The organism is Mesorhizobium sp. M5C.F.Ca.ET.164.01.1.1 (genome assembly GCF_004792125.1).
GTDB classification, from domain to species: domain Bacteria; phylum Pseudomonadota; class Alphaproteobacteria; order Rhizobiales; family Rhizobiaceae; genus Mesorhizobium; species Mesorhizobium wenxiniae.
The window spans coordinates 1-361 of sequence record NZ_SRTG01000245.1 but is presented as its reverse complement, the minus strand read 5'-3'; the positions used below and the strand labels follow the sequence as shown (position 1 = coordinate 361).

Sequence of the window (361 nt, the reverse complement as noted above, 5' to 3'; positions counted from 1 at the left end):
GCGACGCCTTCGGATCCCTGGCCGAGCTCGGATTCGATCATGCGTCGCGACCTTGCGCCGATCGCCGACAGCACCGATTCGGTGAGCGCCGGCGGCGCGCCGCGCAGCGCCAGCGTGACCAGTTCTGTCGACAGCCCGTCGAACAGCAGCACCCGGGCTTTCTGCGGCAGCAGCGGCAGGTCGTCGAAGGCGAATAGCCGCGACTTGACGCCGGCGAGATCGGGCGTGCCGGCCTGCTCCCGGTCCTGCATGAGGTCGTCCAGTTCCGGCTTCGCCATCTCATTGAGCATGCTGGCGACGCGTTCCTGGCCGGCCGAGGTGTCCCTGCTTGCCTTCTGCGACAGCACGCTGACGCGCAATT

The 361-nt window shown here is 68.1% G+C and carries 1 protein-coding gene; it reads right to left on the bottom strand.

From position 1 onward, the window contains the following. Positions 1-361 (bottom strand): FliG C-terminal domain-containing protein (locus tag EN807_RS33315; protein ID WP_281405252.1); only part of this gene is annotated, 361 nt, incomplete at both ends.